The sequence below is a fragment of the Streptococcus sp. 9903 genome (assembly GCF_013276625.1).
Taxonomy (GTDB): domain Bacteria; phylum Bacillota; class Bacilli; order Lactobacillales; family Streptococcaceae; genus Streptococcus.
Window position 1 is genome coordinate 38,611 of the sequence record NZ_VMLI01000010.1, and the last position, 25,923, is coordinate 64,533.

A 25,923-nucleotide genomic window follows, 5' to 3' on the forward strand; every position below is an offset into this window, starting at 1 on the left:
TTATTTTTTCATACCAGTATTTATTCTTTCCTATCTATTTTATTATATTTTCACAAAAAAAGCGATTGTTTCCTTCACAATCGCTTTTCCCATTATAAGGATATATTTCCATCATTTTATTATTTAAACGATTTCTAGCAGGTACTATTCTTCTCGTTTTTTAGGAAATACCGTCAAAGCACCTAGGAGAGATATGCCACCTAGAGCTACCAACCATTCATCTTGTTGACTACCTGTCTGAGGTAGTTCATCCTGCTTGTACACTTCAGTACTTCCTTGATCCCAATCTTCTGAAGAAATTGAGGTCGGAGTTGGTGTTGGTTGCGGTTCTGGTTTTGGTTCTGGCTTAGGCTCTGGTTTTGGCTCCGGTTTCGGTTCTGGCTTAGGCTCCGGTTTTGGCTCTGGTTTTGGCTCTGGTTTTGGCTCCGGCTTAGGCTCCGGTTTTGGTTCTGGCTTAGGTTCAGGCTTAAGCTCTGGTTTTGGTTCCGGTTTAGGCTCTGGCTTAGGCTCTGGTTTTGGTTCAGGTTTTGGCTCCGGCTTCGGTTCTGGCTTAGACTCCGGCTTAGGCTCTGGTTTTGGCTCCGGTTTTGGTTCTGGCTTAGGCTCTGGTTTCGGTTCTGGCTTAGGAGTCGGTGCGTTAGCCACGAATACCCATGTTCCTACAAACTCTACATCTGCTTTATTTACTACTTTATTTTCAGCATCGTAACTCTTGAATACCCATTTACCATCGTTTTCTGCATCTACGTACTCTTTAGTTGTCGGTTGTGTTGGTGTTACATTTGCTTTATCTGCATAACGATTTTGGTCGGTTGGTTTATAGCCTTCGATTGCTGCTGGCAATGTCTTACCTGGTGTCCCACTTTCAAATTTGTAGGTTACACCGTATTTATTAGCTTCGAATATCCATGTTCCTATAAACTCTATATCTGCTTTATTTACTTGTTTATTTTCAGCATCGTAGCTCTTGAATACCCATTTTCCATCATTTGCTTTATCAACATACTCTATACTTATTGGTTGAGTCGCACCTACATTAGCTTTATCTACATAACGATTTTGGTCGGTTGGTTTATAGCCTTCGATTGCTGCTGGTAATGCTTTACCTTCTGTCCCACTTTCAAATTTATATGTTACACCGTATTTATTAGCTTCGAATACCCATGTTCCTATAAACTCTACATCTGCTTTATTTACTTGTTTATTTTCTGCATCGTATTTTTTAAATACCCATTTTCCATCATTTTCTGTATCAACGTACTCTGTACTTGTTGGTTGAATTGTTGTTACATTTGATTTATCTACATAACGGTTTTGGTCTGTTGGTTTATAGCCTTCTATTGCTTCTGGCAATGTCTTACCTGGTGTCCCACTTTCAAATTTGTAGGTTACACCGTATTTATTAGCTTCGAATACCCATGTTCCTATAAACTCTACATCTGCTTTATTTACTGCTTTACTTTCTGCATCGTATTTTTTAAATACCCATGTTCCATCCTCTGCTTCAACTTTGTACGCTGTTGTAGTTGGATTAATCGCATTTACATTAGCTGTATTTGGATACGTTTTTGGGTCTGTTGGTTTATAGCCTTCTATTGCTGCAGGCAAATCTTTTCCTTCTGTTCCACTTATGAACTTATATTTTGCTTTATAAGGATGAACATAACCTAGTTCTAAAACGTTAGCTTCTACTTTGTTAATAGGTAAATTTGTAGCTGAATCCAGGCTTAACCAGCCACTACCGATTCTACCTGCACTTGGATGAACATTACCCTCAACAGAACCTGTTACTTTTAGTACTGTATTTCCATTTGTATCTGCTAACTCTTTGGCTTTATCTTGATTAATACGAACAACCATCTGATTGATTTCTTCATCACTCTTATTAGGGAACAAGGCTTTAAGTTCTGTTGATGTAAGAGATCGAAGTATCATATTGCGCATAATTGTTTCAGCAATAGACTTACCTTCATCCGGTTTTACTACACTTTCAGCTATACGCTCATTTCGTTCATTTTCCGGTCTATTACTATCATATCCGTTTAAAGATCTAAGAATCATTCTAAATGTTATATTATGGTTACCTTTAGTTTCAACACCAAATGTGACTCTAGGGTCCGTATTACTAACGATTGAATTAAAGCTATCTTTTGTATTTCCTAAGGCTGTCCCTTCTTTTGAATACACATTTAGGATTTCCTTCGTTCCATCTTCCTTAATTCCAAGAGCATACAATGGTCTCCATGAGTAACCATTAAACTCTGCATATAATTTTTCCGGAACAACTAAATCTTTGTCTAAATTCACATTTAAGTCTACATAGGTGTAAGTTTTTTTCTTTTCATCTAATTTAAAGTTATTATCCTTGTATGTGTTGGATAAAACCGGACCAACATATCCTACATGAGGATTTCTATACACAGTCATCGCTGTAGTTTTATCCATTTCAAACTCAGCTTTTAAAACCACTTCATTCACTTTTGTAGTATCATTATTGTCCGGTTTATACTCATCAATGATACGGCGGGTATTTTTTTCTTTGTCTTTTGTTTCTTTATTTAAATTAGTATTAGGTAATACTTCTTCTGATTCTACATTCGTATCAATATGAACCTTATTATCATTAATGGCAAATTTATTCATTCCACCTATAATCGCAAATCCCATAGAAAATTTATCAGCAGGGAAAGGTGTATCTTGGTCATTTAGACTGGCATAAACACCATATAGCTTAGAATAAGCTGACAAGCCATTCGGAAAGGCTGTAGCTATAGTGTCTTCTGCCGAGAACAGTCTTGCACCATCTGCAATTTTCCCATTTACTGGCGGCATATCAGACCAACCAAGAAAAGTTTTTGCAGCGCCACGGAAAAGACCTGGATTAGATAAGGGACTCCCTAATTTATCTGTAGCATTCTTATATGTATTTTCAGTATCTTTTTTTCGTGTGATTCACTTGTCCATTGACCAATAAGACTTACTTTACCATCATAATTTGCTGGTTCTGTTGCTCTTTCAAGCCCTCTAGGTTTCTCATTATTATTTCTTGCTTCAACATTATCTTCTGGCTTAATAGGCCCATTTTCTGTTGATGCAGCTGTATTTGTATTTGTATTTTCTATTTCTGTGTCACCAGTATTAGCACCAGAAGTGCCTAGTGTGCTTGTTGTACTTGCTGAACTTGCTGAACCTAGTGTACTTGGTGGGGCTGGTGTGCCTGATACTAGTTCGCCTACTCCTGGTCCATCCGCTTGAACAGTCGCCACACCAGTTGCAAAAAACAACACCGAAGCTACTGCTACACTAGCTACTCCCAAATGATGTTTTCTAATAGAATAGCGTAAAACTTTTTTCCCGTTTTCTTCACATTTTCTTGACTTAAAGTTCATTTTCAACCTCATTTCTTTTTTACAAATGGGTACTTATACCCCCCCCCCCTTAAATATTTAAGTATTTAAAGAAGGTTCGATTTTTAAGCCTAAAATTGTAATTGTTGTGATGCTTTCAAAAAAACACTTGATATTACACTAACATTATATACCTTTTTCTAAAACATGTCATGTAAAACTGGGCAAAAACTCAATTTTGTTAAAAATAAGTAAATAAGTAAATCTTTCCACAATAAACCGCATATTATCAAGGTTTTGCCAATTTTTTGACGCCTGATAATATGCGGTTTTCTGATTTTAAAAACTTTTTATCCAGTATCACTTCGTGAAGCTGCACTCTTACTTAAAATTTATCTCAAATTACAAAATACTACCATTATTTATCGAACCCATTCGCCATTATAGTTGACAGAATAGCCATCTACGGTCGTATTCACTGCCAAAGCACCTGAGCTGTAAGCATAGTACCATTTGCCATTGACCTGGAACCAGCCAGTGACCATGGCTCCTGATGAACGGAGATAGTACCACTTGTTACCAAGGTTTTGCCAACCCGTTTTCATATCACCATTTGACTCGTCTAAATAATACCAAGTCGAACCTTCCTGATACCAGCCAGTTGCCATGGAACCTGATGAACGGAGATAGTACCACTTATTACCAAGGTATTTCCAACCAGTTTTCATATCGCCATTTGGCTCATCTAAATAATACCAAGTCGAACCTTCTTGATACCAACCAGTCGCCATAGCTCCTGATGAACGGAGGTAGTACCACTTATTATCAAGGTATTGCCAACCAGTTTGCATAATACCAGTTGTTGGATCTAGATAATACCATGGAGCAGCTTTTAATTTATCTTCATCATATGTAAGAGGAAAATCCTTAGCCCAACCACGTGCTAGCTCCCCAACAGTCAATCTGTTGATGCGAGAATCAAAGCCACCATCCTTCAGTAAATAATACCAGTGCCCCTCATCATAAACCCAACCAGTTTTTAAGGTGTGATAACTACGTTGATCTTCAAAATAATAGACTCGTTTCTCTGCTGGACTATTATATTGTTCCCCATGATGCTTGTTGACATTTGTAGCTGTTTTTGCTTCTAAAACTTGCTTACCAACAAATTCTTGTAGTACCCCATCTTGACCAAAGTAAAACCAATCTGGTCTAAAAGCAATATCTTGCCTTATAGAAGAACCAATCGTAACCCCTTCGTGTGGAGCAGGTATATATTGCCAGCCGACAACCATCTCTCCAGATAAAGGATCAAAATAATAGTACTTACCATCAATCACTCGCCAGTAGGTTTCTTTGAGTTCCCCCTTCTTGTAGTAGGTTCTACCATTTTCTTGGACAAATTGCCAGCTTTCTGAATCAGCATCATCCGCCAATACTGTACTTGTCGCTAGCAGACCAAAGAAAAAGACTGCTAATGCGATTTGCATCAATTTTTTTATTATTTTCATTAGACCTATCCTCCATAACTGATTGTAGCAAATACAAAATCGCATGTCAACATATAAAGAACTCATATAAAAAGCAGTTACATAACTGCAACTGCTTTCTATTCTTGCATGGTGTAACCAACACCACGCACGGTTTTAATGTAGCTTTTTTGACCTTTTACATCAAGCTTGCTACGTAGATAACGGATATAGACATCCACGATATTAGTTTCGGTCGCACTTTCATACTTCCAGACACTTTCCAACAACTGCTCACGAGTCAGAACTTTCTTGCTTCCCATAAGAGTAGCCAAAAGGTCATACTCACGACGGGTCAGAGCAATCATCTCCTCGCCACGATAAACAGTATGATGTTCTACATCCATACGCAGATTGCGGTAAGACGTTGGAACCTTCATCTGACTACAGTGTTGGTCGATGAAGTCCCGACCTCGGAAAATCGCTGAAATACGAGCTACCAGATTCTCAATAATAACTGGCTTATAGATGTAAGAAACGGCAAAGCGTTGGATTGTCTCAATCTGATCTTGCAATTCTTCGCGATGGTCCAAGACCATGATGACTGAGGCTGGCTTAGTCCGACTCAGCTTATCTGCAAAATCCTGGGCTGTCATATCCCCCAGATGAGCATTCAATAAAATCAAGTCATAGTCTGTCTGAAGAGCCATGGAGAGGGCTTTTTGCCCCTCCTCAACCTGATCAACTCGGTATTGCTCTTTTTGGAGTTCCAAACTTAAAAAATGAGCTAGATTTCGTTCTTTCTCAAGTAATAAAATCCGTTTCCCCATGGCAGACCTACTTATTTTTCGTCATACCAAGAGTAGTGGAAGGTTCCTTCTTTGTCTTTACGTTGGTAAGTGTGGGCACCAAAGTAGTCACGTTGCGCTTGGATCAAGTTAGCTGGAAGGTCAGCTGAACGATAGCTATCAAAGTAAGTAATAGCTGCTGAGAAAGTTGGCACTGGTACACCAGCTTGAACAGCAAGAGCTACAATGTCACGCACTGCTTGTTGATACTTAGCAGTAACATCCAAGAAGTACTCATCCAAAAGAAGGTTAGCGAGGTCTGCATCACGGTTGTAAGCATCTGTAATCTTTTGCAAGAAACGAGAACGGATGATACAGCCATCACGCCAGATAGATGCGATGTCTGCAAATGGCAAGTTCCAGTTGTTTTCTTTAGAAGCTACACGCAATTGAGCAAAACCTTGTGCATATGAAATGATTTTTGAGAAGTAAAGGGCTTGACGGATCTTTTCAATCAACTCAGCCTTGTCTCCTTCAAATTTGAAGGCAGCTGGTTTTGGAAGAACCTTGCTAGCATGTACACGTTCTTCTTTGTAAGTTGAAATGTAACGGGCAAATACTGACTCAGTGATGAGTGACAATGGCACACCAAGGTCAAGTGATGATTGGCTAGTCCATTTACCAGTTCCCTTATTACCTGCGGCATCAAGGATGTAGTCTACGATTGGTCCATCTTGGCCTTCATCGTCTTTACGGCTCAAGATATCAGCTGTGATCTCAATCAAGTAGCTGTCCAATTCCCCCTTGTTCCACTCAGTAAAGATTTCAGCCATGTCTTCTGCAGAAAGGCCTAACAAGTGTTGCATCAAATCATAGCTTTCTGCGATCAATTGCATGTCACCATACTCAATACCGTTATGAACCATTTTCACATAGTGACCAGCTCCATCAGGACCGATGTAAGTCACACATGGTTTGCCATCTTCTGGTGCTTTAGCTGAGATTTCTTCAAGAACATCCGCAACCAATTCATAGGCTTCTTTTTGTCCACCAGGCATGATAGAAGGACCTTCAAGGGCACCTTTTTCACCACCAGAAACCCCAGTACCGATAAAGTTGATACCTGAGTTTGCCAATTCTTCATTACGACGGATTGTATCTTTGTAGAAAGTATTTCCACCGTCGATCAAGATATCACCTTTGTCAAGGTGTGGAAGAAGGGCTTGGATAGTAGCATCTGTACCAGGTCCAGCTTGAACCATCAGCATGATACGACGAGGTTTTTCGATTGAGTTTACAAAACTTTCAACATCATAGCTTGGCACAAAGTTCTTTTCAGGATGGCAAGCAATTACATCTTCAGTTTTTTCTTTACTACGGTTGTAGATAGCAACTGTGTAACCACGAGATTCAATATTAAGGGCAAGGTTACGACCCATTACGGCCATACCTACGACACCAAAGTTAGCTTTTGTCATTTGACACTCCTCTTGTTTGATTTGTTTTATTTTATCATTTTTACTTTTGAAAAGAAAGAATTTTGTAACGACTGCTTAGTAGTCCAAGTCATCCGCATGACCAGCGCCATTTCCGACAAAGTAGCCTGTCTTACAGTTAAGGGTAAAGAGATAGGTTCCATCTGGCTTGTAGAGGTTGTAATAACCATTGCCGTTAACGATATTGACGCGTTCAAGGATATATTGGTCTCCAGTGATATAGCCACGCGAACGTGAAGTCGCTAGAATTTGTTCCAAGACACCATCCGCAAAATCCCAAGCAGAGTTGTTACTATCATCAATAGCAGACTGATTATAGGCAACACGACTAGCACTTCTTTGAACAGCAACACCCGCACTTGATACGCCCATATTGACTTCGCTACGAGAACTTCTAGTCTCATTGGAGGCAGCATTTGAACTACTTGGGCTTGTCTCACTGGTCGTATTTGAGCTTGTTTGACTTGAGCTTGAGCTACTAGTTTGACTTGAACTTGAGCTGGAAGCATTTGTTTGCTGGCTCTTACCAAGGCTGATAGCCTTATCTAGCACTTTATCAAGCTCCGTATTCCCAGTTTTAATATCTGTAAATTTAGCGTCCGATTTGGCTTTGGCATTGGTATCCAAGACACCATCCACAATAGCTGGCTTCTCAAATTGTGCATTGACATCTTGAATGGCCTTGATTTGCGTTGCTAGACTATCATACTTCGATTTGGCAAGCGTATGTTCACGACTACCTTCCAGCTTATCAAGTAAGGTCTTGAGTTGACTTAGTTTATCAAACTGGCTATTTTTCAAAGCCGTTTTATTGCTGTCTGTGTAAAAGGCGTCATAAAGTGTATTAAAATCATCCACATCTGATTGATTGGCTGTAGTTGATTGAGAAGTTTCAATTTCCTTGGTCGAGCGATTCACTTGACGATAGACATAATAAGCACTGACACAGATAATTATTGATACAAGCGCCAAAGCGGTTAAAACAAAGCCTTTTTTGCTTTTCTTTTCTGAGTCTTCTTGTTCCAGACGAGAAAGGTTTTGCTCCTCTTCCACTTCTTCAGTCATTTCTGTTGGATTTTCATCCTCTAGCAATAGGGGATCCAAGCCTTGCTCCTCATCGTCCAGAGGTAAGGGTGGTAAAATGTCTTCAGAAGATGGAACTTCCTCCGAAGAAGCTTCTGACTCTTCTACAGCCTCACGCATCTCTTGAATTAAATCATCCAGACTCTGAGTTTCGACTAACTCCTCTTTTTTGTATTGGCGAGTCGCAAACTTATCTGCTTCGATTTCATCTTTGTGTTGCTTGACATACTTGTCCAAAATGGAATCTTCAGGCAAGACTCCTGCTTCCACTTCTTCATTTTTACGAATCGCTTGACCAACTGTTAGCTCTTTTGCTTCATCAAAATCAAATCGCGATTCTTGGTTTTCTTTTTTATGACGATTCCGTCTTTTCTTACTCATGAGTATCCCTTTCTATTTTAACTCTTGACGTTTGACACGCTGACCAAAATATTGATACAGATCCACTTTCAAGGTTCCGTTGTATAACTTACGCTTCTTATCTGCTTGGCTACCATACTTGCTTTCAAAGGCTTCATCACTAGTCAAGATAAATTTGCTCCAAGTTTTCAGTGGTGCAAATACTTGACCCATCTCAGCATAGAGCTTGGTAACTCCTGCATCATCTGATAAACGCTCCCCGTAAGGAGGATTGGAGATGATTACACCATTGATTTTATCGGAACGTAAATCCTGCACGCGCATCTGCTTAAAGGTAATGTCTCCTGCAACACCAGCTGCCTGAGCATTAGCTTTAGCAATTTCTACCATGCGAGCATCGATATCACAGCCCATAATATCCAGTTCCAGCTCACGGTCTACTTTTTTGGCTGCTTCTGTGCGCACTTCCTGAATCAAGCGGTCGCTGACCCAGTTCCACTCCTCAAATGCAAAAGAGCGACGAAGTCCTGGTGCCATCTTTCGAGCAATCATGACTGCCTCGATACAGAAAGTTCCTGAACCACAGGTCGGATCAATCAAAGGCTTATCTGGATACCAGTTAGAAAGTTGTAAAATAGCTGCCGCCATATTTTCCTTGATAGGAGCGCCACCTTTTTCGGTACGATAACCACGTTTAAAGAGGCTAGATCCTGTCGTATCAATCATGACAGTTGCCACATCTTTGAGAATAGAGACCTCAATCTTAAACTCTGGGCCATTCTCCATCAGAGGAACACCTTCTGGGCGAGCATAGTGTTTCTGCAATTTCTTGACAACAGCTTTCTTAGAAATAGCCTGTACACTCGGCTCATTGTGAAGTTTAGATTTAACACATTTGGCCTTGGAAATCGGAAACCGAGCTCCGAGTGGTAAATAATTTTCCCAATCTAGAGCGAAAACTCCCTGAAACAGCTCTTCAAAAGTCTTAGCTTGGAACGTTCCTACGATAATCTTGATACGGTCTGCTACCCGAAGCCAAAGGTTGGTTTCGATAATAGCTCTCACGTCTCCTTGAAAACGAACACGTCCATTTTCAACCTGACAATCGTAGCCCAACTCTCGCACTTCACGACCAACGACAGCCTCAAGACCCGCTGCAGCAGTAGCGATTAAATTAAATTCTTTTTTCATTTTCAGTCTTATAAGACCTTTCTATATGTCCACTTTAAAAAATGAGGTTGAGAAAGTTTTCTCAGCCCCAACCTATATGCAATTTTCTATAAGCCATGTTTTGTTCCAGAAGTGACTAGGACCACTTCCTTCGATAATCATCTGTCTACCACTAACAACTCTAGCTGATAGCAGTCAGAATACTACGTTCGTTTCCGCGTACTCCATGCCCCGACCAAAATTTGGGTTGCTAGCTTGAGGGGTTTACCGCGTTCCACTCTCTCCGTTTCCAGAAAGACTCCGTCACTGTGGCACTTTCAAGCCTACTCTGACCTATCCGAGGACTTAGCCATTTCAACTGCCGTAACGATTACTCGTCCCTAGGCTTATGGTTTCGCCTAGCACAAACACTACAGGCATCACAGCCTGTGCTAGCATGGACTTTCCTCATGAGAAGCAACTCTCCTCACGCGATTATCCAAAAATTGCATGTGACAAGACCTGAATTACAAATCAGGATTGTCTAAAATTTGTTTGCCGAATACTTCTTTTTCAAGACGATTCAAGCGTTTCAAAATATCAAAATTCGTCATAGAAGATGAAGCTGCCACATCAATTGGATCTGGGTGACTAGGACTTGGGGCTGAACTCACTTGCGGTTTACGGGCTAATTCTTCCTTCAAATCTGCAATTTCCTGACGAAGTGACTTGACCAAGGCAGCATAGGTTTCATAGTCCTTGATGACATCGTCTAAAAACTCGTCAACTTCTACCTTACTATACCCTCGGACTTCACGTCCAAACTCTTGTTCAAAAATATCTTTTGCTGAAAAAATAATACTTGCCATGTCTCTCTCCATTCTCGCTTGCTAGTATTATTATATAAAAAAAGGCAAACAAAAATCAAGGTCAAAGCTTCAATTTTCGGAAAAATTTTCAGCAAGTTCATTTAATTGATCAAATGTTAATCTCTTTATAAAATAGTCCTCTTGATTTTTCATCTTTTGGTAAAAATAAGCTAGTTTCGTCTCATTTTCTTCATCATAAAAAAGATAAGAACTAGTCGTATTTTCCAGCAAAAACTGCTGGTAATCTCTTAACTGCCCCTTGTGTTCATAGCGAGGATAAGCATATTTGACAAAGTCTACTTGCTTAAAACGACTCAGTTTCATCTGATTGCCTTCATTCCAATTTTCCCCATGGGTTTCAAAAGCAAAAATGGTCGCCAACTGGAAACCGTACTCGGTTTTCATCTCCTGAGCAACCTCTAAAACCCAATATTCAAAACCCAAACTTCCTGTAAACACAAGCCAAGACACCCCATCTGCTGCCATAGCCTCTAAATCTTTACGTATCGCTTTTTTTATCAATTTAAGACGAGGATCCTTGTCAGAAAACAAACCCAAATCAAAAGCAGAATAGCCTAAAACCAAAGCTGTAGCCATTTTTAACCCTTTCTGTGCAAATTTATGGTATAATAGAGTGATGTTATTGTACCAATAAGGAGAATTATGGTCAACTATCCACATAAACTTTCATCACAAAAAAGACAACCATCTCTTTCTCAACCCAAAAATTTCGCAAATCGAGGAATGTCTTTTGAAAAGATGATCAATGCTACCAACGACTACTATTTGTCTCAGGGCTTGGCTGTTATACACAAGAAACCAACTCCTATTCAAATTGTACGAGTGGACTATCCACAACGAAGTCGTGCCAAGATTGTTGAAGCCTATTTTCGACAAGCTTCAACGACGGACTATTCTGGCGTTTATAATGGATATTACATCGACTTTGAAGCCAAGGAAACAAAACAAAAACGTGCGATTCCGATGAAAAATTTTCATCCACATCAGATTCAGCATATGGAACAAGTCCTTGCCCAACAAGGAATCTGCTTTGTCCTTCTTCACTTTTCTTCTCAGCAAGAAACCTACTTATTGCCGGCATTCGATTTGATTCGCTTCTATCATCAAGATAAGGGACAAAAATCAATGCCACTTGGATATATTCGAGAATATGGATATGAAATCAAGGCTGGTGCCTTCCCTCAAATTCCTTATCTCAATGTTATCAAAGAACATTTATTAGGTGGTAAAACAAGATGAACAAACCAACGATTCTGCGCCTAATCAAGTATCTGAGCATTAGCTTCTTAAGCTTGGTTATCGCAGCCATTGTCTTAGGCGGAGGAGTTTTTTTCTACTACGTTAGCAAGGCTCCTAGCCTATCCGAGAGTAAACTAGTTGCAACAACTTCTAGTAAAATCTACGACAATAAAAATCAACTCATTGCTGACTTGGGTTCTGAACGCCGCGTCAATGCCCAAGCTAATGATATTCCCACAGATTTGGTTAAGGCAATCGTTTCTATCGAAGACCATCGCTTCTTCGACCACAGGGGGATTGATACCATCCGTATCCTGGGAGCTTTCTTGCGCAATCTGCAAAGCAATTCCCTCCAAGGTGGATCAACTCTCACCCAACAGTTGATTAAGTTGACTTACTTTTCAACCTCGACTTCCGACCAGACTATTTCTCGTAAGGCTCAGGAAGCTTGGTTAGCGATTCAGTTAGAACAAAAAGCAACCAAGCAAGAAATCTTGACCTACTATATAAATAAGGTCTACATGTCTAATGGGAACTATGGAATGCAGACAGCAGCTCAAAACTACTATGGTAAAGACCTCAATAATTTAAGTTTACCTCAGTTAGCCTTGCTGGCTGGAATGCCTCAGGCACCAAACCAATATGACCCCTATTCACATCCAGAAGCAGCCCAAGACCGCCGAAACTTGGTCTTATCTGAAATGAAAAATCAAGGTTACATCTCTGCTGAACAGTATGAGAAAGCAGTCAACACACCAATTACTGATGGACTCCAAAGTTTGAAATCGGTCAATAGCTATCCAGCATATATGGACAATTATCTCAAAGAGGTTATCGACCAAGTAGAACAAGAAACTGGCTATAACCTTCTAACTACTGGGATGGATGTTTACACAAATGTAGACCAAGAAGCTCAAAAACATCTGTGGGATATCTACAACTCCGATCAATACGTCTCTTACCCTGACGATGATTTGCAAGTCGCATCTACGGTCGTAGATGTTTCAAATGGTAAAGTCATCGCACAACTTGGTGCTCGTCATCAAGCAAGTAATGTTTCATTCGGTACCAACCAGGCCGTAGAAACCAATCGTGACTGGGGATCATCAATGAAACCAATCACTGACTATGCTCCCGCTTTAGAATATGGAGTCTATGACTCTACTGCTTCTATTGTACATGATGTCCCTTATAACTATCCTGGCACTGATACTCCACTCTACAACTGGGATCATGTCTACTTTGGAAACATTACAATCCAGTATGCTCTTCAACAATCACGAAATGTCACAGCCGTTGAGACTTTGAATAAGGTCGGTCTAGATAGAGCTAAAACCTTCCTTAATGGTCTTGGTATCGACTATCCAAGCATGCATTATGCAAACGCCATTTCAAGTAACACAACTGAATCCAACAAAAAATATGGTGCAAGTAGTGAAAAAATGGCAGTTGCCTACGCAGCTTTTGCTAATGGTGGTATTTATCACAAACCAATGTATATCAATAAAATCGTCTTTAGTGATGGTAGCGAAAAAGAATTTTCTGATGCTGGTACACGAGCTATGAAAGAGACTACTGCCTATATGATGACTGAAATGATGAAAACTGTTTTAACTTACGGAACAGGACGTGGAGCCTACCTACCATGGCTTCCACAAGCAGGTAAAACAGGTACTTCTAACTATACTGACGAAGAAATTGAAAAGTATATCAAGAACACTGGTTACGTAGCTCCAGATGAAATGTTTGTAGGGTATACCCGTAAATATGCAATGGCTGTTTGGACAGGATACTCAAATCGTCTAACTCCAATCATCGGAGATGGTTTCCTTGTTGCTGGTAAAGTCTATCGTTCAATGATAACTTACCTTTCTGAAGATGACCAACCTGGAGATTGGACAATGCCAGATGGCTTGTATAGAAATGGAGAATTCGTCTTCCAGAACAACGCAAAGAACACATGGAATAATTCAGTAACACAACAAACACAAACAGTAGAAACTCCAAGCACAACAGCTGAAAGTTCAACTACACAGGCAAGTACGACGGTTGGTCAACAACCCAATAATGCTCCAGCAACTGATCCTAGCCAAGGACAAGCTGGTCAAGCTGTTCAACCGACACAACCAGTACAACCAACGCCACAAAATCCACAAGTTCAACAACCACAACAGTGAGATGAAAGAAAATCCTGAGAATAAAAACTCAGGATTTTTTCTACAAAAAAATTAGCTTCATCATCTTTGAAAGTGAAGAGAGGTTTCAACTCATTTTCGATAAACCAAAAGAAGTTAGCAAATAACTAACTTCTTTTTATCTTATTTCACATGTTTTGCGAGTTCTTCTTGCGCTTTTTTATTGGATTCTGCTTTTTCTTTCATCCATTTTTCTTGAGCTTTTTGATATTCATCTGCAGTAACTGCCTTGTCTTGAAGTTCCAAGTATTTATATAAGACTGGGTCACTTGTGCCTTTGTTTCCTGACAATGCAAATGGTATTGTAAATGGTACCATCTTAGACAAGATTGGACGACCAGTTTTAGAAGTTGTTGGGATGATCAAAGCACTGTCGGTCAACCAAGCTTGGGCAGCAGCGTATTTATCATAGCGTTTAGCAACATCTGTAGCCTCATCACCAGCTTCAGTAACCAATTTTTCGTAGTCATATAGACCTACTTTTTTAGCAGCTACATTATCTTCCCCTGAGTCAAATCCTAAATATGTTTTAGTACTTTCTCCTACAGAAGGTTTGATAATATCAAGGTAGGTTGATGGATCGGCAAAGTCTGGACCCCAACCGACATTATCTGATAAATCCCAGTCTTCGCCAGCAGCATTTTCAGCAAATAGAGTTACATTAAGCAATTCATCTTTTTGCAATTGTTGGATATCAATAACGACATTATCAGTTCCTAAAGTTGCTTCCAAGGATTGTTTCATAGATTGGACGCGCTGAACTTTTGTAGTTGCTGTCTGGTCAACAGGCATATCTAGGTGAATTGGGAATGTCACACCTTCTGCTTGTAAAGCTGATTTAGCTTTAGCAAATTCAGCCTTGGCTTTTTCTGGATTGTAGAGACCATCTTGTGAATCGGCCAGATTAACATCCTTCCATTCATCCCCATAGGTTACTAATTTTTCTTTGACCATATCGCCAAAGTTTTTCCCATCTGCTTGAACAAATGTTGGTGGCACAAAGAGATTACGCAAGATTTTGCTTGCTCCAGTTTCTCCATTCAACTGAGAGGCATAAGCTGTACGGTCAAATCCAAAGGCAATAGCCTGACGGAAATCCTTGTTTAAGAGCGCCTTTTTAGTAGATGTCTTTTGTTCTTCGCTAGTCTTAGATGTGTGTTTATAAGATTGACGGTCAATATTTGTTCCTACTAGATAAGTCGTAGAGTCTTGTTGAGTATAGACGATATTGTCTTTCATACTCTTCTCAAGCTCTGCGAAACTTGCACTTGTTGGATAAAGACGAGCTGCTGTAAGGCTACCATCTTTAAAGTTTTCTGCTGGTTTGCTGGTATCTTGCCCATCCCAGAATGACAATTTGACCTTGTCAATATGCACATTGTCCTTATCCCAATAGTTCGGATTTTTCGCAAATTCAACAGAGGATTTGGTCACAATGGATTTCAACAAATAAGGGCCGTTATACAAGAGACTACTTGGATCCGTCGCTTTGGCAAAATCATCCCCTTTTGAGTTCAAAAACTCTTCATTGACTGGCGCAAGCACACCCATGGTTGTTTTTGAGTTCCAAAAAGTTTCAGGTTTGTTCAAGGTGTATTGGATTGTTTGGTCGTCAAGCGCTTTAATCCCGACTTGAGCAAAGTCTGTGATTTCACCTTTGGCATAGGCATCCAGACCTTTGATTGAATCCTGTACCAAGTAAAGGGCTTCTGCTTTCTTATCTGTTGCATATTTAAGTCCTGTTACAAAGTCCTGAGCCTTAACAGGAGCATACTCTTCTCCCTCAGATGTATACCACTTGGCATCCTGACGAATCTTATAAGTATAAGTCAAGCCATCCTTAGAGACAGACCAGTCTTCTGCCAATGAAGGAACAAGGTTCCCGTATTTATCATTTTCAAGCAATCCATCAATCACATTACTAGTAATCTCAGAAGTTGCTGCCTTACCAGTTGTCAAATAGTTGAGATTATCTGGATGTGTCTCGTAGGTAAATGCAAAGGTCTTTTCACCTTGAGCGCCTGAACCCCCAGAACAAGCAGCTAAAACACCAGCTGCTAATAAGGTTACTCCCGCAAGAGCCAATACTTTTCTTGTTTTCATAGTATTCTCCTTTGTTTTTTTATTCATTATAGACTCTTTTTCAAGTCCTGTCAATAGAATTTTCTGAATTTTAAGAGTTATTTGTTATATTTGATATATTCTGAAAAATAAAATTGTTCATTTATGCCAAAAAAGCCAACAGAGATTCTCTTCTGATAAGCAGAAAAGAATCTTGTTGACCTTACTTCTAAAAATCTTAAGTAGCAAAGATTCTAAAATGACAGAATCCTTGCATCATTGTCCCAACTCTTCCTCGACTACTTCCAAGGCCCGTTCGATGACCACATGCATGTCATAGTATTTATAATCAGCCAAACGTCCACAGAAAATGACCTTATCATTCTGTGCTGCTTCTTCTTGATATTTAGCAAACAGGACATTGTTTCTCTCGTCATTGATTGGATAATAAGGCTCATCTCCTCGTTTCCAATCAGCTGGGTATTCACGAGTAATGACCGTTTTAGCTTGTGTACCATACTCAAAGTGTTTATGCTCAATAATGCGAGTATAAGGAATTTCTCGTTCTGTATAGTTGACAACAGCATTTCCTTGATAGTTTTCTTCATTGAGAACTTCATGCTCAAAACGAAGACTACGATATTCTAACTCACCATGTTTATAATCAAAGTATTGGTCAATCATCCCTGTAAAGACAACTTTTTCAGCAGAAGCTTCTAATTCCTGACGATTGGCAAAAAAGTCAAGGCCAAGTTCTACTTCCACATCCTTGAGCATATTTTCGATAATGACATTATAGCCACCTATTGGAATTCCTTGGTAACGGTCATTAAAGTAGTTATTATCAAAGGTTAAACGAACTGGTAAGCGTTTGATGATAAAGGGTGGAAGGTCAGTCGCAGAACGTCCCCATTGCTTTTCAGTATATCCTTTGATCAACTTTTCATAAATATCTGGACCGATCAACTTGATAGCCTGTTCCTCTAAGTTTTTCGGTTCAACGTCCTTCATGTGAGCCGTTTGCTCAGCAATCTTATCTTTCACTTCTTGAGGAGTTTTTGTCCCCCACATAGCATAGAAAGTATTCATATTGAAAGGTAGATTATAAAGGCTACCCTTGTAATTAGCTAGAGGCGAGTTGATGTAGTTGTTAAACTCAGCAAATTGATTCACATAATCCCAGACTTTCTTATTAGAAGTATGGAAGATATGAGCACCGTATTTATGAACATTAACCCCTTCTACATTCTCACAGTAGATATTCCCACCAATGTGATCACGTTTATCAATAACTTTTACTTTTTTTCCACGCTTAGTCGCCTCATAAGCAAAAATTGCTCCAGACAAACCAGCACCAACGATTAGATAGTCGTACATAGTCTCTTCCTTATCATTTACCTCTCATCTCCTTAACTACAGTAAAAGAGAGGATCTTAGTTTCAATCTATTTTAGCACAAAACAAATCATTTCTCAGTTTTCAATAGCCGAGTGATTTAAAAAGACAAGCACCAAAACTGATGTTTGTCTTTATGATTTTGCTTGAAAAGGCTATTGCTAACTATTTAACATGATTTTCTGCTTCTTTTTGAGCTTTTTCGATTGCTTTTTTGCTTTCTTGCTCCCATTTAGTCTTAGCTTCCTCATACTGTTTGGTTGTTACAGTATCTTTTTGCAGTTTCATGTACTTGTAGTTATTTCCGTCACCCTTGATGCCGACTAGTGAATAGCCTCTTGTAAATGGTGTTACTTTGGTTACAGATGCTGTTCCACCATTTGACATAGCTGACATGATTAGAGAATTGTCAATCATCCAAGCTTGAGCTTCAGCGTATTTTTCATAGCGTTTGGTTACATCTTTATTTTCATTATCTGCATCTTTGAGCATCTTAGTGTAAGTATCCAGACCTAGGCTAGCAATTTTTGCCTTATCTTCCTTGGCATCTAGACCAAAAATCTTGAGATAGAATCCATCCTCTGCATTGAAAGGATTGAGATAAGTTGATGGATCTTGGTAATCACCTACCCAACCATCAAAGCTCAAATCGTAATCCCGATCAGCTGGTGTTGGTGCTAAGAAGGCTACGTTATTAAAATCATCTGTTGAAAGTTGTTGAACATCAATGACAATATTATCAGCACCCAAAACTGATTCAAGAGTCTGTTTTACAGAGTTCATACCTGTCACAGCATTCTTATTCGTCTGATCAACTGCCACATCCAAGTGAATAGGGAATGTTACACCTTGACTTGCCAATTCTTTTTTAGCATCCGCAAATTTTGCTTGGGCTTTTTCTTTGTTAAAATAGGCATCCTGAGCATCTGCTAGGTTCATACCTGCCCACTCTGTGCCATAGTTGACCAATTTAGAAGCGACTACTTCTCCAAATGTCTTGTCTCCAACTTGGACAAATGTTGGAGGCACTAGAGTGTTACGAAGAGTCTTGCTAGCCGCCTCTTCCCCATTTGACTGGGCAGAATAGGCTGTGCGGTCCAAGGCAAAGTTCACTGCTTGGCGGAAGTTTTTGTTCAAGACAGCTGTCTCAGTTGACTTCTTCTGTTCATCTGTCGTTTTAGACGTATGGTTGTAAGCCTTACGGTTGACGTTGAAATTGAAATACCAAGAAGTCTTGTCCTGCAAGCTATAGACGATATTATCCTTATATTTTTCCTTAGTCTTGGCAAAGTTAGAACTATTTGGATAAACCCCTGCGATTGAATAAGCTCCACTTTCAAAGTTACGGATGGTCAATTCTTGGTCTGAACCATCAAAATAGGCCAATTTTACGTGTTCAATCGATACTTTGTCATGATCATAATAATGCGGATTTTTCACATACTCGATCGATGATTTTGATGTGAAATCTTTTAACAAATAAGGTCCGCTGTAGAGAATGCTATCTGGAGATAGGGTACCAAAATCTTTCCCTTTTGAGTTTAGAAACTCTTCATTCACTGGGAAAAGAATACTGTTGGTTGTTTTTGAGTTCCAGTAAGGTTCTGGGCGCGCCAAAGTATACTCAACAGTATGGTCATCAATGGCTTTCACTCCAACCTTAGAAAAGTCAGAATCCGCTCCTGTAATATAATCATTCAAGCCCTTGATTGAGTTTTGAATCAAGTCAATGGCCTGTGATTTATTGTCCACCGCGTACTTGATACCTGTCACAAAATCTTGTGCCTTGACTGGGGCGTACTCTTCACCGTCAGCTGTGAACCATTTGGCATCTTTTCTCAGTTTATAGGTATAAGTCAGACCGTCGCTTGAAACAGACCAGTCTTCTGCCAAAGATGGAACTAGATTTCCGTGGTTGTCATTTTCAAGCAAGCCATCAACTAGGTTGGTAATGATGGCTGTATTATCAGCGTAGTAGTCTAGTAAATAGTTAAATGTAGTTGGATTTCCACTAAAGGTTGATGAGTAAGTTTTTGTATCTGAACCTGATTGTCCGCAAGCAGCTAAAAGCAAAGCAGCCGCAAAAGTCAGGCCTGCACTAAGAACACGATTTTTTGTATTCATCTTCTTTCTCCTTTATGTTAGTTTTTATAACATATGTTTATTTTACCAAAATAGTGGGAATTTGTAAAGTTAATTGAATTTTGAGAATGAAAGTTTATAAACTTTAGTCATAAAAAAACAAAGGATTTCTATCTTTCATACAGTCCTCCCTTGTTTTTATGCGATTTATCATTTAAATATCAATGAATTAACTGATAACCTAACGAAAGCAAGATTCTCATTCACATTATTTTATGTGCTTTTCTAAATCCTTTTGATACTGAGCATTCGATTCCAGTTTTTCCTTTTGCCACTTTTTGAAGGCCGCATCATACTCTTTAGTTGTCACAATATCATTTTGAAGTTCCATTCCTTTAAAAATAAATGGATCCCCCTTAATACCGACCTGTGAATAAGCTTTGGTAAATGTAACAGTACGACTAACCATAGGAGAGCCCCCTGAAGAAGCAACTGGAATAAGAAGTGAACTATCAGTAACCCAAGCCTGTGCTTTGGCATACTTTTCGTATCGTTTATCAAGATTACTTGTCTCAGAAGCCGCATCATCCAAGAGCTTCTTGTATTCATCCAAGCCAACTTTCGCCACAACTTCAGGATCCTTGCCCTTTGTTATACCTAGATGTTTCAAGGCAGAACCCTTCTTAGCATCTAAAATATTGAGATAGGTTGCTGGATCTTGGTAATCTGGTCCCCAACCTGTTCCGTTCAAATCATAATCTTTTTGGGTTGGAACTTTAGCTTGAGAAGTAATACTTTCTTTCTCATTATCTGTCATTTGAAGAACATCTATAATGACATTCTCCGTTCCAAGCGTTTCTTCAATTGATTGTTTTAGCGAATTGGTTTGTTGAACCGCAACTACATCAGTTTGCTCAACAGGCACATCCAGATGAATCGGGAAACTCACTCCCTTAGCTTGCAATTCTGACTTCGCTTTTTCAAATGCAGATTTAGCCTTTGCTGGATTGTAAATTGTATCCTTACCATCTGTGAGAGTCACATCTTTCCACTGTTCTCCATATTTCAGTAGTTCATCCTGAGCCAACTGTCCGAAGGTCTTCCCAGCTACTTGAACATAGTTATCTGGCACTAGACTATTACGAATAATCTTATCCGCACCCTCTTCACCGTTTAATTGAGCTGTATAGACGTGGCGATTAAATGCGAAATTAAGAGCCTGACGGAAGTTCTTATTGAGAAGAGCTTCTTTTGTCGATGTTTTTTGTGACTCATCTGTTTTAGCTGTTTTATTGTAAGACTGGCGGTTTACGTTCACAGTGAGGTAGTAGCTTGTTGCCTCTTGTGGACTATAGACAATCTTATCTCCGTACTCTTTCTTAGTTGACTCAAAGTTTGAGCTTGCTGGAAAAAGACGTGCAGTGGTATAGGCACCTTGTGTAAAGCTACGAATTAAGGATTCTTGATCTGAACCATCATAGAATGTCAATTTAACATTATCAATTTTGACATTGTCCTTATCCCAATAGTTAGGATTTTTTTCATATTCAATCACAGATTTAGAAATCAAAGATTTCAAAAAATATGGGCCATTGTAAAGAATACTTGATGGAGTTGGCGCTCCGTAATCCTTGCCTGTTGCATTCAAAAATTCTTCATTTACAGGAAGCATGGTTGCAGTGGTTATTTTAGAGTTCCAAAAACTTTCCGGTTGATTAAGAGTATATTCTACCGTATAATCATCAAGAGCCTTCACACCTACAGTTGAGAAGTCGTTTGTCTCACCACTAACATAAGCCTCTAATCCTTTGATGGATTTCTCAACCAAAGAAAGACCATCAGACTTTCCATCTGCTGCATGTTTCAGACCTGTAACAAAATCCTGAGCTTTAACTTCCGCATACTCTTCTCCTTCTGAAGTATACCACTTCACACCTTTACGTAGTTTGTAGGTATAAGTCAAGCCATCTTTAGAAACTGACCAATCCTCTGCTAGAGAAGGAATGAGATTCCCATATTTATCATTCTCTAAAAGACCGTCGACGACATTACCTATTACGTCAGAAGTTGAACTTTTACTTGTAAGGCTATAATCCAAGGATGATGGATCAACTGCATAAACATAAGAAAATGTTTTGGGAGCATCTGCATTCTTTTCACTTTTCCCACAAGCTGTTAAAAGAATGGCTGTGCTCAAGGTCACTCCTGCTCCTATGAGCCACTTTTTCGATTGCATAAATAATCTCCTTCAAAATAGTATTTTCACTATTATACCCTATTTTTTTATAAATGCAAGACTTCTTGTAGAATTTGTTAGAAAATTCTAACAAATGTTTTTAAAAGAGTTTTTACACAACTTTTAGCAAAAAGAGGCTGGGAAAAAAGTCTTTAAAACAAAAAACGCATAATATCAAGTCAGTACAATGAAAACCTTGGTACTATGCGTTTTATTGTGGGAAGATTTACTTCATTTTCTCCTGAAGTCGAGTTTTTGCCCAATCTCTCTCATTTTAGTCAGTCAATTCCACACAGAAAGCATCCCATGGAGCCAAGATTTGTTTTTCAAAGACTTCTTGAGCTAGGGTGTTTTCAATCAAGACAGATTTAACATTTCCTTCGACTGCCAAGTCTTGTTCTTCATTGGACAAGTTGGCCACAACTAGGAAACGACGGCCGCCATCTTTACGGATATAGGCAAAGACCTTGTCAGTTGTTTCCAAGAGTTCAAAGTCAGCTCGAATCAGCCAGTTGTTTTCCTTACGGATTTGAACCAGTTTCTGATAGGTATAGAAAATAGAATCTGGATTTGCTAGCGCTTCTTGAACGTTGATTGCTTGATAGTTTGGATTCACTGCCAACCAAGGTTGACCTGTTGAGAAACCAGCGTTTTTGCTCTCGTCCCATTGCATAGGGGTACGGGCATTGTCACGTCCAATGACACGGATACTGTCCATGATTTCTTCCATCGGAACACCTTTTTCAAGAGCTTCACGCGCATAGTTGAGGGATTCAATATCTTCTACTTGGTTCAGTGTTTCAAACGGATAGTTGGTCATGCCAATTTCCTCACCTTGGTAGATATAAGGTGTCCCTCTCATGAGATGAAGTAAGATTGCAAAGGCTTTGGCAGATTTTTCGCGGTATTCTTGGTCATTTCCCCAGATTGAGACGATACGAGGGAGGTCATGATTGTTCCAGAAGAGCGAATTCCAGCCGTCCTCAACTCCTAATTCTGTCTGCCATTTGTTGAAGATTTCTTTTAACTTAGCAATATTCAGCTCTTTTTGATAGTGCCATTTAGGCTGACCTTCCTGATACTGAAGACCGATATGTTCAAACTGGAAGACCATAGACAATTCTTGGCCCTTTGGATCCGAGTAGAGCTTAGCAATTTCTGGCGTTGCTCCCCAAGTCTCCCCTACTGTCAAGAGATTCTTATCTCCAAAGGTCGCCTGATTCATCTCCTTGAGATAGGGATGGAGCATAGGACCATTATTGACTACTTTCTCGTCAGGAATTTTGCCAATCATGTCAATGACATCCATGCGGAAACCACCAATGCCTTTATCAATCCAGAAGTTCATCATCTCATAAATTTTCTGACGAAGTTTTTCATTTTCCCAGTTGAGATCGGGCTGTTTCTTACTGAAAAAGTGGAGATAATATTGACCTGACTTTTCATCGTATTCCCAAGCAGAACCACTAAAGATAGAATCCAAATCATTGGGTTCGTCCCGCCAGATATAGTAATCTCGCTCAGGGCTATCAGGATTTTCACAGGCCTCGACAAACCAAGCATGTTCATCTGAGGTATGATTGACCACCAAGTCCATGATGATACGGATATCACGCTTCTTAGCTTCCGCGATCAGTTGATCCATGTCCTCCATAGTCCCGAAAATAGCTGCAATCGCTTGATAATCAGCAATATCATAGCCATTATCATCCATCGGACTGTCATAAACGGGAGAAAGCCAAATCGCTGTAATTCCTAACTTAGCTAGATAGTCTAACTTACTGGTAATTCCTGGCAAATCGCCAATTCCATCTCCATTGCTATCCATAAAGCTCTTAGGATAAACTTGATAAACTACGGCATTGTGCCACCATTTTTCTTGCATCTTCTTACCTCATTATTTTCATAATCTATAGTCTATGATAGCGTTTTTTGAATTTTAGTGCAAGCGTTTGCCTAATCTTTTTGATTCCTTTTTTAACTCCGCAGTTTCCTAACTTCCAATTTTTTATTATAATAGAGGTCAGAGGTAAAAAAATGAAAAAACAAGCTTTTAGTTCTGAACAATATTTGAATCTACAGCGCGACCACATTTTGGAGCGCATTAACCAATTTGACGGCAAGCTCTACTTGGAGTTTGGCGGCAAAATGTTAGAAGATTTCCACGCTGCTCGTGTCCTTCCTGGTTATGAGCCTGACAACAAAATCAAGCTCTTGCAAGAATTGAAAGAGCAGGTTGAGGTTGTGATTGCCATTAATGCGAGCAACATCGAACATTCTAAAGCACGTGGTGACTTGGGCATTTCTTATGACCAAGAAGTTCTCCGTTTGATTGACAAATTCAATGAATTAGGGATTTTCGTTGGCTCCGTTGTCATTACACAATACGCTGGCCAACCTGCTGCAGATGCCTTCCGCAACCAACTTGAGAAAAACGGAATTGATTCTTATCTTCATTATCCAATCAAAGGATATCCAACAGATATGGATCACATCATTTCTCCAGAAGGTATGGGGAAAAACGACTACATCAAAACCAGTCGTAACTTGATTGTCGTAACCGCTCCTGGACCTGGTTCTGGAAAATTGGCAACTTGTATGTCAAACATGTACCACGACCAAATCAATGGTATCAAGTCTGGTTATGCTAAATTTGAAACATTCCCAGTTTGGAATCTTCCTCTTCATCATCCCGTTAACTTGGCCTATGAAGCAGCAACGGCGGATCTTGATGATGTCAACATGATTGACCCCTTCCATCTCCAAACCTACGGAGAGACCACTGTCAACTACAACCGTGATATTGAAATCTTCCCAGTTCTCAAACGTATGTTAGAACGTATCCTTAGTGAATCTCCATACGCTTCACCAACAGACATGGGTGTCAACATGGTTGGTTTCGCTATTACTGATGACGAAGCGGCTATCGAAGCTTCTAAACAAGAAATTATCCGTCGCTACTATCAAACAGTTCTTGATTTTAAAGCCGAAAAAGTGGGCGAATCTGCTGTCAAGAAAATTGAGTTGCTTATGAACGACCTAGGTATCACACCTGCAGACCGCAAGGTTGCTGTCGTTGCCCGTCAAAAAGCTGAAGAAACTGTCGGACCAGCCCTAGCCCTTGAATTGCCAACTGGGGAAATTGTCACTGGTAAGAACTCAGAACTCTTTGGTCCTACAGCCGCTGCTCTTATCAACGCTATCAAGAAATCAGCTGACATCGCTAAAGAAGTAAAACTCATCGAGCCTGAAGTTGTTAAGCCAATCCAAGGTCTTAAAATCGATCATCTCGGTAGTCGCAATCCGCGCCTTCATTCAAATGAAATCCTGATTGCACTTGCTATCACAGCTACAGAAAATCCTGATGCTGCTCGTGCTATGGAAGAACTTGGCAACCTCAAAGGAAGCGAAGCCCACTCAACCATCATCTTGACAGATGAAGACAAGAATGTCCTTCGCAAATTGGGTATCAATGTAACCTTTGACCCTTACTACCAATACGACCGCTTGTATCGTAAGTAACGATTTGAACCTCTCCACTCTCGGAGAGGTTTTCTCTCTGTCTCAGGAGGCAGCTTTGTGTTATAATGAAAGAAGAAAACTGAAAGGATTTACCATGTCAAAAGAAGTTATTGTTGAAAGTTTTGAACTTGACCACACTATTGTTAAAGCACCCTATGTTCGCTTGATTGGGGAAGAAACAGGGCCAAAGGGAGATGTCATCTCCAATTATGATATTCGCTTGGTGCAACCAAACGAAGACTCAATCCCTACCGCTGGTCTGCACACTATCGAGCACCTCTTAGCCAAACTCATCCGTACCCGGATTGACGGTATGATTGACTGTTCACCATTTGGGTGCCGCACAGGCTTCCACATGATTATGTGGGGACGTCACACCAGTGCTGAAATCGCTGCTGTTATCAAGGATTCGCTCAAGGAAATCGCTGAGACTACTACTTGGGAAGACGTCCCTGGAACAACCATCGAATCTTGCGGTAACTACAAGGATCACAGCCTCTTTTCTGCTAAAGAATGGGCAAAACTCATCTTGGAACAAGGGATTTCAGATGATGCTTTTGAGCGTCATGTGATTTAAACACAAAAAGGAACCAGTTTTTCAGCTGGCTCCTT

General features: G+C 39.8%; 18 protein-coding genes and 1 other RNA gene. 4 read left to right on the forward strand and 15 right to left on the reverse strand.

Annotation, left to right across the window (positions count from 1 at the left end; translation table 11 throughout):
- Window positions 1-144 precede the first annotated feature (144 nt).
- The 10 genes from HT696_RS04910 to HT696_RS04950 all read right to left on the reverse strand — a co-directional run bounded on the left by HT696_RS04910 (window position 145) and on the right by HT696_RS04950 (window position 11,158).
- A complete protein-coding gene (locus HT696_RS04910) occupies window positions 145-2,832 on the reverse strand; it encodes an SHIRT domain-containing protein (RefSeq protein ID WP_240150248.1) in 2,688 nt (895 codons plus the stop codon).
- Between the two features lie 65 nt (window positions 2,833-2,897).
- Window positions 2,898-3,389 carry a YSIRK-type signal peptide-containing protein gene (locus HT696_RS10735; RefSeq protein ID WP_240150249.1) on the reverse strand — a complete coding sequence of 164 codons (492 nt, stop codon included), beginning with the start codon at window positions 3,387-3,389 and terminating at the stop codon, window positions 2,898-2,900.
- Window positions 3,390-3,769: 380 nt separating this feature from the next.
- On the reverse strand, window positions 3,770-4,858 hold the full coding sequence (cbpF, locus tag HT696_RS04915; RefSeq protein WP_173282744.1) for a choline-binding protein CbpF: 1,089 nt from the start codon (window positions 4,856-4,858) through the stop codon (window positions 3,770-3,772).
- A gap of 98 nt (window positions 4,859-4,956) precedes the next feature.
- A complete protein-coding gene (locus tag HT696_RS04920; protein WP_000518028.1) occupies window positions 4,957-5,646 on the reverse strand; it encodes a response regulator transcription factor in 690 nt (229 codons plus the stop codon).
- An 11-nt stretch (window positions 5,647-5,657) separates the two neighbouring features.
- Complete coding sequence (gene gndA, locus HT696_RS04925; protein ID WP_000158778.1) at window positions 5,658-7,082, reverse strand: NADP-dependent phosphogluconate dehydrogenase; 1,425 nt, start codon at window positions 7,080-7,082, stop codon at window positions 5,658-5,660.
- A 75-nt stretch (window positions 7,083-7,157) separates the two neighbouring features.
- The gene (gene mapZ / locus HT696_RS04930) at window positions 7,158-8,564 is read right to left on the reverse strand and encodes a mid-cell-anchored protein MapZ (protein WP_173282743.1); all 1,407 of its coding nucleotides are present in this window, start codon (window positions 8,562-8,564) and stop codon (window positions 7,158-7,160) included.
- 12 nt (window positions 8,565-8,576) lie between these two features.
- On the reverse strand, window positions 8,577-9,734 hold the full coding sequence (locus tag HT696_RS04935; protein ID WP_173282742.1) for a class I SAM-dependent RNA methyltransferase: 1,158 nt from the start codon (window positions 9,732-9,734) through the stop codon (window positions 8,577-8,579).
- Between the two features lie 84 nt (window positions 9,735-9,818).
- Window positions 9,819-10,199, reverse strand: an RNA gene (gene rnpB / locus HT696_RS04940) — RNase P RNA component class B.
- A 20-nt stretch (window positions 10,200-10,219) separates the two neighbouring features.
- Window positions 10,220-10,561 carry a cell division regulator GpsB gene (gpsB, locus tag HT696_RS04945; protein ID WP_000146529.1) on the reverse strand — a complete coding sequence of 114 codons (342 nt, stop codon included), beginning with the start codon at window positions 10,559-10,561 and terminating at the stop codon, window positions 10,220-10,222.
- A 69-nt stretch (window positions 10,562-10,630) separates the two neighbouring features.
- On the reverse strand, window positions 10,631-11,158 hold the full coding sequence (locus tag HT696_RS04950) for a DUF1273 domain-containing protein (protein ID WP_000179549.1): 528 nt from the start codon (window positions 11,156-11,158) through the stop codon (window positions 10,631-10,633).
- 66 nt (window positions 11,159-11,224) lie between these two features.
- On the opposite strand from HT696_RS04950, the gene recU reads away from it, so the two are divergent.
- Both recU and pbp1a read left to right on the forward strand, forming a co-directional pair.
- Complete coding sequence (gene recU / locus HT696_RS04955; protein WP_000248774.1) at window positions 11,225-11,821, forward strand: Holliday junction resolvase RecU; 597 nt, start codon at window positions 11,225-11,227, stop codon at window positions 11,819-11,821.
- The gene (pbp1a, locus tag HT696_RS04960) at window positions 11,818-13,998 is read left to right on the forward strand and encodes a penicillin-binding protein PBP1A (protein WP_173282741.1); all 2,181 of its coding nucleotides are present in this window, start codon (window positions 11,818-11,820) and stop codon (window positions 13,996-13,998) included. Before recU ends, pbp1a begins: the two co-directional genes overlap by 4 nt.
- A gap of 141 nt (window positions 13,999-14,139) precedes the next feature.
- Here pbp1a and HT696_RS04965 read toward each other — a convergent pair whose 3' ends face one another.
- The 5 genes from HT696_RS04965 to HT696_RS04985 form a co-directional block, all read right to left on the reverse strand.
- Entirely contained in the window at window positions 14,140-16,119 is a 1,980-nt protein-coding gene (locus tag HT696_RS04965; protein ID WP_050242536.1) for a peptide ABC transporter substrate-binding protein, read from the reverse strand.
- Window positions 16,120-16,353: 234 nt separating this feature from the next.
- Entirely contained in the window at window positions 16,354-17,454 is a 1,101-nt protein-coding gene (glf, locus tag HT696_RS04970) for a UDP-galactopyranose mutase (RefSeq protein WP_000272519.1), read from the reverse strand.
- Between the two features lie 182 nt (window positions 17,455-17,636).
- Window positions 17,637-19,595, reverse strand: a complete 1,959-nt coding sequence (locus HT696_RS04975; RefSeq protein ID WP_173282739.1) for a peptide ABC transporter substrate-binding protein — start codon at window positions 19,593-19,595, stop codon at window positions 17,637-17,639.
- Between the two features lie 226 nt (window positions 19,596-19,821).
- Window positions 19,822-21,789, reverse strand: coding sequence for a peptide ABC transporter substrate-binding protein (locus HT696_RS04980; RefSeq protein ID WP_173282738.1), 1,968 nt, complete (start codon window positions 21,787-21,789; stop codon window positions 19,822-19,824).
- 274 nt (window positions 21,790-22,063) lie between these two features.
- Complete coding sequence (locus HT696_RS04985; RefSeq protein ID WP_173282737.1) at window positions 22,064-23,674, reverse strand: alpha-glucosidase; 1,611 nt, start codon at window positions 23,672-23,674, stop codon at window positions 22,064-22,066.
- 152 nt (window positions 23,675-23,826) lie between these two features.
- Here HT696_RS04985 and HT696_RS04990 point away from each other — a divergent pair, with 152 nt between their 5' ends.
- Together HT696_RS04990 and HT696_RS04995 are read left to right on the forward strand one after the other, a co-directional pair.
- A complete protein-coding gene (locus HT696_RS04990; RefSeq protein ID WP_173282736.1) occupies window positions 23,827-25,311 on the forward strand; it encodes a DUF1846 domain-containing protein in 1,485 nt (494 codons plus the stop codon).
- Window positions 25,312-25,405: 94 nt separating this feature from the next.
- Window positions 25,406-25,888, forward strand: coding sequence for an S-ribosylhomocysteine lyase (locus HT696_RS04995; protein WP_000032562.1), 483 nt, complete (start codon window positions 25,406-25,408; stop codon window positions 25,886-25,888).
- Window positions 25,889-25,923 lie beyond the last annotated feature (35 nt).

Bases quoted from the DNA above. Each gene is read 5' to 3' on its own strand.
- HT696_RS04910 (WP_240150248.1), bottom strand. From the start codon at position 2,832: ATGCCGCCAGTAAATGGGAAAATTGCAGATGGTGCAAGACTGTTCTCG.
- HT696_RS10735 (WP_240150249.1), bottom strand. From the start codon at position 3,389: ATGAACTTTAAGTCAAGAAAATGTGAAGAAAACGGGAAAAAAGTTTTA.
- cbpF (WP_173282744.1), bottom strand. From the start codon at position 4,858: ATGAAAATAATAAAAAAATTGATGCAAATCGCATTAGCAGTCTTTTTC.
- HT696_RS04920 (WP_000518028.1), bottom strand. From the start codon at position 5,646: ATGGGGAAACGGATTTTATTACTTGAGAAAGAACGAAATCTAGCTCAT.
- gndA (WP_000158778.1), bottom strand. From the start codon at position 7,082: ATGACAAAAGCTAACTTTGGTGTCGTAGGTATGGCCGTAATGGGTCGT.
- mapZ (WP_173282743.1), bottom strand. From the start codon at position 8,564: ATGAGTAAGAAAAGACGGAATCGTCATAAAAAAGAAAACCAAGAATCG.
- HT696_RS04935 (WP_173282742.1), bottom strand. From the start codon at position 9,734: ATGAAAAAAGAATTTAATTTAATCGCTACTGCTGCAGCGGGTCTTGAG.
- gpsB (WP_000146529.1), bottom strand. From the start codon at position 10,561: ATGGCAAGTATTATTTTTTCAGCAAAAGATATTTTTGAACAAGAGTTT.
- HT696_RS04950 (WP_000179549.1), bottom strand. From the start codon at position 11,158: ATGGCTACAGCTTTGGTTTTAGGCTATTCTGCTTTTGATTTGGGTTTG.
- recU (WP_000248774.1), top strand. From the start codon at position 11,225: ATGGTCAACTATCCACATAAACTTTCATCACAAAAAAGACAACCATCT.
- pbp1a (WP_173282741.1), top strand. From the start codon at position 11,818: ATGAACAAACCAACGATTCTGCGCCTAATCAAGTATCTGAGCATTAGC.
- HT696_RS04965 (WP_050242536.1), bottom strand. From the start codon at position 16,119: ATGAAAACAAGAAAAGTATTGGCTCTTGCGGGAGTAACCTTATTAGCA.
- glf (WP_000272519.1), bottom strand. From the start codon at position 17,454: ATGTACGACTATCTAATCGTTGGTGCTGGTTTGTCTGGAGCAATTTTT.
- HT696_RS04975 (WP_173282739.1), bottom strand. From the start codon at position 19,595: ATGAATACAAAAAATCGTGTTCTTAGTGCAGGCCTGACTTTTGCGGCT.
- HT696_RS04980 (WP_173282738.1), bottom strand. From the start codon at position 21,789: ATGCAATCGAAAAAGTGGCTCATAGGAGCAGGAGTGACCTTGAGCACA.
- HT696_RS04985 (WP_173282737.1), bottom strand. From the start codon at position 23,674: ATGCAAGAAAAATGGTGGCACAATGCCGTAGTTTATCAAGTTTATCCT.
- HT696_RS04990 (WP_173282736.1), top strand. From the start codon at position 23,827: ATGAAAAAACAAGCTTTTAGTTCTGAACAATATTTGAATCTACAGCGC.
- HT696_RS04995 (WP_000032562.1), top strand. From the start codon at position 25,406: ATGTCAAAAGAAGTTATTGTTGAAAGTTTTGAACTTGACCACACTATT.